Raw genomic sequence first — 5,142 nt, 5'->3', positions numbered from 1 at the left:
GCGTAGACGGTGGCCACCACCAGAGTGGCCGGGTCGAGGCCGTTGTTGTTCTGGGCGTTGGCGGCAGCGCTCGCGATGACCATGGCCACCGGCTCGCTGGCCGCCTGGGGTGCCCACCGCAGGATGTCCAGCGCCTCGGCCACCGACTTACCGCGCACCAGGTCGATCACCCGGCGTGCTTTGGTCGGCGACACCCGCACGAATCGCGCTACGGCAGACGCAGACGGGAATTCAGTAGCCGTGCTCATCGCCGCTTAGCCTTCCGGTCGTCTTTGATGTGTCCCTTGAAGGTGCGCGTCGGTGCGAATTCACCCAGTTTGTGGCCCACCATCGACTCGGTGACGAACACCGGCACGTGCTTGCGGCCGTCGTGGACGGCGAAGGTGTGACCGATGAAGTCGGGAATGATGGTCGAACGCCGCGACCAGGTCTTGATGACCTGCTTGGTGTTCTTATCGTTCTGGACGTCGACCTTCTTGAGCAGATGGTCGTCGACGAACGGACCCTTTTTCAGGCTGCGTGGCATCGGCTGCTCCTAGCGCGATTTCTTGCCGGTGCGCCGGCGTCGGACGATGAGCTTGTCACTGGGCTTGCTGCCTTTACGGGTACGGCCTTCCGGCTTACCCCACGGGCTGACCGGGTGACGACCACCGGAGGTCTTACCCTCACCACCACCATGCGGGTGGTCCACCGGATTCATCACCACACCACGGACCGTCGGGCGCTTGCCCTTCCAGCGCATCCGGCCGGCCTTGCCCCAGTTGATGTTGGCTTGCTCGGCGTTACCCACCTCGCCAACCGAGGCGCGGCAACGCACATCGACGCGACGGATCTCGCCGCTGGGCATACGCAGCGAGGCGTACGTGCCTTCCTTACCCAGCAATTGGATGCTCGAGCCCGCGGAGCGAGCCAGCTTGGCTCCGCCGCCCGGCCGCAGCTCCACAGCGTGGATCAAGGTACCGGCCGGGATGTTGCGCAATGGCAGGTTGTTGCCCGGTTTGATGTCGGCGTTGGCACCGGACTCCACCACGTCGCCCTGGGAAAGCCCCTGCGGCGCAATGATGTAGCGCTTCTCGCCATCCAAGAAGTGCAGCAGCGCGATGTTCGCGGTGCGGTTCGGGTCGTACTCGATGTGCGCGACCTTCGCGTTGACGCCGTCTTTGTCGTTGCGACGGAAGTCGATCACCCGGTAGGCCCGCTTGTGGCCGCCACCCTTGTGGCGGGTGGTTATGCGACCGTGCGCGTTACGGCCACCCTTGCCGTGCAACGGCTTGATCAGCGACTTCTCCGGAGTCGAGCGAGTGATCTCGGCGAAATCGGAGACGCTGGCACCGCGACGACCGGGGGTCGTCGGCTTGTACTTGCGAATTCCCATGTCTGTTAAGTCTCTCTATCCTCGGCTATTCCTGGCTACGCCGTGTTGCCGAACAATTCGATCGGCTTGCTGCCGGGCGCCAACGTCACGATGGCGCGCTTGGTGCTCTTCCGTTGGCCGTAGCCGCTTCTGGTGCGCTTGCGCTTGCCCTGGCGGTTCGCGGTGTTCACCGCGGAAACCTTGACCGAGAAGATCTTCTCGATCGCGATCTTGATCTGTGTCTTGTTCGAGTCAGGGTGCACCAGGAACGTGTACACGTTGTCATCGATCAGGCCGTAGGACTTCTCCGAGATGACCGGGGCCAGGATGATGTCGCGGGGGTCAGTGACGGTCGCCATCAGGCCGAAACCTCCTCAGCGGTTTTGGTGTTCGCAGCGATGAAAGCGTTGAGCGCCTCCACCGAGAACACCACGTCGTCGGCACGCAGCACGTCGTAGGTGTTGAGCTGGTCCGGCGACAGGATGTGCACGCCGGGAAGGTTGCGTACGCTCTTCACGCCGGCCTCATCGCTGCGTCCGATGACCACCAGCACCTGCTTGCGGTCGGTCAGCGAGGCCAGGAAAACCTTGGCGCTCTTGGTCGACGGCGTCTGCCCCGACACCAGTTCGGTGACCGCGTGGATGCGGCCGTTGCGGGCCCGGTCCGACAACGCACCGCGCAGGGCGGCGGCGATCATCTTCTTCGGGGTGCGCTGGCTGTAGTCACGCGGCTGGGGGCCGTGCACGACACCACCGCCGGTGAATTGCGGCGCACGCGTCGAGCCCTGCCGGGCGCGGCCAGTGCCCTTCTGCCGGTACGGCTTACGACCGCCACCGCGGACCTCGCCGCGAGTCTTGGTGGAGTGCGTACCCTGGCGCTTCGCGGCAAGCTGAGCCGTGACCACCTGGTGCAACAGTGCGATGTTCGCGGGCGCGTCGAAGATCTCGGCCGGAAGCTCAACGGAGCCTTCGGTTTTACCGGCCGGCGTCTTGACGTCGATCTTGAGCGCCTTTGCGGATTTCTCGGCAGCCATTACTTCTCACCTCGTTTGATCGCGCTGCGGACCACGACGAGTCCGCCGGTGCGGCCAGGCACCGCGCCTTTGATCAGCAGGACGCCATTCTCGGCATCGACCAAGTGCACCAACAGGTTCTGCGTGGTCACCCGGTCATTACCCATCCGGCCGGCCATCCGGGTGCCCTTGAACACCCGCGCCGGAGTGGCGCAACCGCCGATGGAACCGGGACGCCGGTGAACCGCCTGAGCACCGTGGCTGGCGCCCTGACCTTTGAAGCCGTGACGCTTCATGGTTCCCGCGAAGCCCTTGCCCTTCGAGGTGCCGGTCACGTCGACATAGGTTCCGGCAGCAAAGATCTCGGCCGTCAGCTCCTGCCCGACCTGGTAGTCGGCAGCAGCGGCCTCGTCGTCGAGACGAAACTCGGCCAGATGCCGGCGCGGGTTGACACCGGCAGCGGCGTACTGACCCGTCAGCGGCTTGTTGATCTTGCGGGGACTGATTTCGCCGTAGGCCAGCTGCACCGCGCTGTACCCGTCAACCTCCGGAGTACGGATGCGGGTCACCACGTTCGGCCCGGCCTTGACCACCGTCACGGGGACAACGCGGTTGTTCTCGTCGAACACCTGCGTCATGCCCAGCTTGGTGCCCAGAATGCCCTTTCTCGCCATTGCTCGCAGCTCCTACTGGATGTTGACGTCGACGCTGGCAGGCAGATCGATGCGCATCAGCGCGTCAACGGTTTTCGGGGTGGGGTCAAGGATGTCGATCAGGCGCTTGTGAGTGCGCATCTCGAAGTGCTCCCGCGAGTCTTTGTACTTGTGCGGTGAGCGGATAACGCAGTACACGTTTTTCTCGGTAGGCAGCGGCACCGGGCCCACCACGCTGGCGCCCGTCCGGACAACCGTCTCGACGATCTTGCGCGCCGAGGCATCAATGGCCTCGTGGTCGTAGGCCCTGAGCCTGATGCGGATCTTCTGTCCCGCCACGCTTCCTCACTCTCCAGGTCGAGACCCGGTTTCCTGCCGGGCGGTGATCGCCTTGATCGGTCTGGCCGATCAGGACGTGCGCCCGGTTGTTGCGCCGCTGTTTACCTGTCTTGGTCCACCGGCCCCCGCGGTCGGGTGTGTCGCCCTCACGCAGCCTGGTCCGCGACCGAAATTGGTCTCGTTCCAAGATTGGGACCGGAGGCGCCCGTTTGGACGCCGGTCGTATGCCCGGCCAGGCGCAAACCCGGCGCAAGGCAACCCGAACAGTATGCCCTAGATCGCGGTATCGGCCAAATCCTCCCGACCAGGCCACCGGTCCGGCTCAGCAGCGGCGAAACCTCCCGCGCAGCGGTCAGGCCGGATGCCTCGCCGACCGCTTCTTACTCCAGAGTAAGGTATGCCGTCATGACCAACTCGACCAGCACATATGCCGCATGGCAGCGCCTTTCCGGCCGTCCCGGCGGCAGCCGGCTGTTTTCGGTGGCGGCGATGGCGCGCGTTCCCTACTTCGCTTAGGTGCTGCCGCACGTGGTGCGGATGGAGCCGGGCCTGGCCGAGGTCAAGGTGCCGAAGTGGTTCTTCGTCTACAACCATCTACATACCGTGCACGCGATCGCATGCTGTAATGCCGCCGAAATCCCCATGGGGATGCTGATGGAGCCCACCGTCCCGCGCAGCCATCGGTGGATACCGAAAGCGATGAATGTTCAGTACCCGGGCCCAGTTGGACCCGCCGGATTTCAGTCAAATCGCCGACGGTGTCGATCTCGTCGTGCCAGTCAGCATCACCGATCGCAGCGGCAACGAAGTCGTGCACGCCGACATCACCACCTGGGTCACGCCGGTCGGCTAGCCACCCACCAGATACGTTCCGTGTCCACGACGCACCAGGCCACCGTCGAACTCCAGGACCTCGTTGACCAACGTGCCGCCCTGATTGCGGTAGTTGATCACCAGCACCGACGCGCCCCCGTACACCCCGACGATGTCGAAGTGCAGGTCGGGAGTGGCCTTCATTGCGGTGCGCCAGTATTCGCGCAGCGCCGCTTTGCCGCGGACGACCCCCGCTGAGCCGGGGACGAATTCGGCCGCGTACGGCGACGTGAAAACCGCGTCGTCGTGAAAATGCGCGAGCACGGCTTCGACATCGCCGCGGTTCCAGGCCGCGGACCACTCCCCGGCGAAGGCGGCCGCTTCCGGTGTGCTCACGACTTGCCCTTCAGCGTCGACCAGAACGGGCACTGGTGTGCTGCCTCGAAGTCGGTGACGAGCTGACTTCCCCCGGGGCGCAACGACATCCAGGAGTCATGGTCGGGGTTACCGTCTTGGGCCGGCCAGTCGGGCAGGCCGGCGGCCTTCGGCGCGCCATTGGTGACGAAATGGCTCCAATAGCTCATCATCTGGTCGGACAACATCTGCTGAGCGGGATCCAGCGGTTGCGCGCCGCCCATGCTGAACAGGTACCGCAGCTCCAGGGAGTGGCTGGCGCCGACCGGAAATGGCGCGTCTCGCAAGAACTTGGGCGCCGGTGCGTGTAAATCGTCGAACTCGTAAGCGTATACCGGCGCGTTACGGCTCAGTGAGTCCGCCAATCGGTCTGCAGCGCAAGCGAAGACACCGTCGGTGGCCGCCGCGGAGTAGGCCAGCGAGGCATCTCCGTTGTAGTGGTCGGGCGAATAGTGCGCCAGCACTGGGGCGCTGTCGGCGGCGCCGAAGATGTCGGCGAGCAGATGCGGATACTCACCGGGTTTGACTCCCCGATCCAGCCTCGACGCCCGCAACGC

Annotated in this window: 9 protein-coding genes and 1 pseudogene; 1 reads left to right on the top strand and 9 read right to left on the bottom strand. The window is 64.8% G+C overall.

The window, feature by feature from the left end; all coding sequences use genetic code 11:
- The 7 genes from rplV to rpsJ form a co-directional block, all read right to left on the bottom strand.
- A partial coding sequence (gene rplV / locus WAN02_RS27520) for a 50S ribosomal protein L22 (protein WP_422268359.1) occupies positions 1-248 on the bottom strand: 248 nt, incomplete at its 3' end.
- The gene (gene rpsS / locus WAN02_RS27515) at positions 245-526 is read right to left on the bottom strand and encodes a 30S ribosomal protein S19 (RefSeq protein WP_260992268.1); all 282 of its coding nucleotides are present in this window, start codon (positions 524-526) and stop codon (positions 245-247) included. The genes rpsS and rplV, both read right to left, overlap by 4 nt.
- Positions 527-535: 9 nt before the next feature.
- The gene (rplB, locus tag WAN02_RS27510; protein ID WP_422268357.1) at positions 536-1,375 is read right to left on the bottom strand and encodes a 50S ribosomal protein L2; all 840 of its coding nucleotides are present in this window, start codon (positions 1,373-1,375) and stop codon (positions 536-538) included.
- 35 nt (positions 1,376-1,410) lie between these two features.
- Positions 1,411-1,713: a 50S ribosomal protein L23 gene (gene rplW / locus WAN02_RS27505; protein WP_422268355.1), complete on the bottom strand. Its 303-nt coding sequence runs from the start codon at positions 1,711-1,713 to the stop codon at positions 1,411-1,413.
- A complete protein-coding gene (gene rplD / locus WAN02_RS27500) occupies positions 1,713-2,387 on the bottom strand; it encodes a 50S ribosomal protein L4 (protein WP_422268353.1) in 675 nt (224 codons plus the stop codon). Before rplD ends, rplW begins: the two co-directional genes overlap by 1 nt.
- Entirely contained in the window at positions 2,387-3,040 is a 654-nt protein-coding gene (rplC, locus tag WAN02_RS27495; RefSeq protein WP_422268351.1) for a 50S ribosomal protein L3, read from the bottom strand. Before rplC ends, rplD begins: the two co-directional genes overlap by 1 nt.
- A gap of 12 nt (positions 3,041-3,052) precedes the next feature.
- Positions 3,053-3,358 (bottom strand): 30S ribosomal protein S10, encoded by a 306-nt coding sequence (gene rpsJ, locus WAN02_RS27490; protein WP_422268349.1) that lies wholly within the window; start codon positions 3,356-3,358, stop codon positions 3,053-3,055.
- Between the two features lie 405 nt (positions 3,359-3,763).
- Between rpsJ and WAN02_RS27485 the strand changes: the two are divergent.
- A pseudogene (locus WAN02_RS27485) lies at positions 3,764-4,211 on the top strand (hotdog fold domain-containing protein).
- On the opposite strand, the gene WAN02_RS27480 reads toward WAN02_RS27485, so the two are convergent.
- Both WAN02_RS27480 and WAN02_RS27475 read right to left on the bottom strand, forming a co-directional pair.
- Entirely contained in the window at positions 4,208-4,567 is a 360-nt protein-coding gene (locus tag WAN02_RS27480) for a nuclear transport factor 2 family protein (protein ID WP_422268347.1), read from the bottom strand. The pseudogene WAN02_RS27485 and the gene WAN02_RS27480 overlap by 4 nt on opposite strands.
- Positions 4,564-5,142: carboxylesterase family protein (locus WAN02_RS27475; protein ID WP_422268345.1), on the bottom strand; the 579-nt coding region annotated here is incomplete at its 5' end. The genes WAN02_RS27480 and WAN02_RS27475, both read right to left, overlap by 4 nt.

The organism is Mycobacterium sp., from assembly GCF_049281135.1.
Classification (GTDB): Bacteria; Actinomycetota; Actinomycetes; order Mycobacteriales; family Mycobacteriaceae; genus Mycobacterium.
Note: the sequence above shows the minus strand (reverse complement) of the source record. Positions and strands in the feature narration are given on the sequence as shown.

Excerpts from the sequence above, each read along its gene's own strand:
- rplC (WP_422268351.1), bottom strand. The coding sequence starts at position 3,040 with ATGGCGAGAAAGGGCATTCTGGGCACCAAGCTGGGCATGACGCAGGTG.
- rpsS (WP_260992268.1), bottom strand. The coding sequence starts at position 526 with ATGCCACGCAGCCTGAAAAAGGGTCCGTTCGTCGACGACCATCTGCTC.
- rplW (WP_422268355.1), bottom strand. The coding sequence starts at position 1,713 with ATGGCGACCGTCACTGACCCCCGCGACATCATCCTGGCCCCGGTCATC.
- rplB (WP_422268357.1), bottom strand. The coding sequence starts at position 1,375 with ATGGGAATTCGCAAGTACAAGCCGACGACCCCCGGTCGTCGCGGTGCC.
- rplD (WP_422268353.1), bottom strand. The coding sequence starts at position 2,387 with ATGGCTGCCGAGAAATCCGCAAAGGCGCTCAAGATCGACGTCAAGACG.